Here is a 1,437-nt window from a genome sequence, read left to right as displayed (position 1 = left end):
TCCACCCGTCCGCCGTAGTAGCGGTCGACCACGTCCTGGTCCACGGTGCCGGTGGTGTCGGCGATCAGCTGGTGGCAGGAGGCCCCCAACTCGGCCAGTGAGGAGCCGACCGCGGCGACCAGGGCCTTGACCGCGTCGTTGGTGATGCGCCGCTTGGCGGCCTTGAATTCATTGGTGACGAAGTCGATCTTGTCCGCATCGCGCTTCAGCGGCTGGCAGTCAACCACCACCGCCCCGGCCTGCTTCAGGGCATCGATCAGCTTCTTGCCGCGCTGACCCGAGTGGTGCATGATCAGCACGTTCTCCGGTGCGCTGTCCTTCAGGTAGGCCAGCGCGTCGCGCACGAACACCTCGTTCATGGAGGCCAGGTCCGTAATCTCCACCAGGTTCGCCGAGGCGAACAGGGAGGAGCTGGTGGCCATCAGCAGTTCGCCGGGCTCATAGCTGGAGGCCGAGAGCCGGGTGACCTCGATCCCCTCGCGCTGGGCGGCCTGCTGGCGCAGCGTGTCAAAGGCCCGGGAGGCCAGGTACTCGTCGGGGCCCGAAAGCAGGATCAGCGGCTGGGGGGTCAAGTCGCGCCAGGAGATACCGGCGGATTTGGGGGCGCGTGCCATCAGGCTCCTTCACGGGGACGAACTACCAGCTACGATCCTATCGAACCGGGACCCCGATCCGGGTGGCGGTGGCCCGCCCGTGGGCAAATGTGATGGTTACCGTCCCCTGCTGGTCGGTGCGCAGCACCTGGGCGTCGACCCGCTTCGCCGCCTCCAGGATCTGCGGATGCGGGTGACCGTAGCTGTTGCCGGCACCGACCGGGATCAGCAGCAATTTCGGGTGCAGCCGCTCGATCAGTTCGCTGCCGCCGTTGCGCGCCCCGTGGTGGGAGGCCTTCAACACGCTGATGCCTGGGGTGGGTTTGGCGTCAGCAGCCGGGACATCGCCTCGGATTCCATGTCCCCGGCGGTGAAGAAGGAAACCGGCCCGCCCTGGGCCTGGAAGTCAACGCGCAGCACCAGGGAGGTGTCATTCACCGACGCGCCGCGCAGCAGGCCCGGTTCCGGGCCCAGCACGGTGAAGCTGACCGATCCTTCCTGCTGCTGCTCGCCGGGCTGCAGCACGCGCAGCGGGGCCTGTACCGCGCCGCGGAACCCGCCCGAGACGAGCACCTCTCCCACCTCGATGGCCTGCAGCACCTCGGGCAGCGCGCCCATGTGGTCCTCGTGGGCGTGGGTGATGAAGACCTTCTCCAGATGCCTGACCCCCAGGGTGTCCAGGCACTGCAGCACCCCGGAACCCGGGTTACCGGTATCGATCAGCCACCCGCCCTGCCCGCCGGTGTTGATCACCAGTGCGTCCCCTGCCCCACATCGCACATTGCCAGATTCCACTCCGGCGCGCTGGGCCGCACCAGCAGCGTGGCCGGCAACACCAGGCGCA

3 protein-coding genes are annotated in these 1,437 nt (G+C 68.1%); all 3 read right to left on the bottom strand.

Annotation, left to right across the window (positions count from 1 at the left end; all coding sequences use genetic code 11):
* The coding region (holA, locus tag JCM19049_RS14170) for a DNA polymerase III subunit delta (RefSeq protein WP_374700321.1) at nucleotides 1-614 on the bottom strand (614 nt) is incomplete at its 3' end.
* A gap of 37 nt (nucleotides 615-651) precedes the next feature.
* A complete protein-coding gene (locus JCM19049_RS14165; protein WP_054821899.1) occupies nucleotides 652-897 on the bottom strand; it encodes a hypothetical protein in 246 nt (81 codons plus the stop codon).
* Nucleotides 891-1,373 (bottom strand): MBL fold metallo-hydrolase, encoded by a 483-nt coding sequence (locus JCM19049_RS14160; protein WP_279403268.1) that lies wholly within the window; start codon nucleotides 1,371-1,373, stop codon nucleotides 891-893. Before JCM19049_RS14160 ends, JCM19049_RS14165 begins: the two co-directional genes overlap by 7 nt.
* Nucleotides 1,374-1,437: the final 64 nt, after the last annotated feature.

The organism is Arthrobacter sp. JCM 19049 (assembly GCF_001310435.1).
This window is presented reverse-complemented; position numbering and strand designations above follow the sequence as displayed.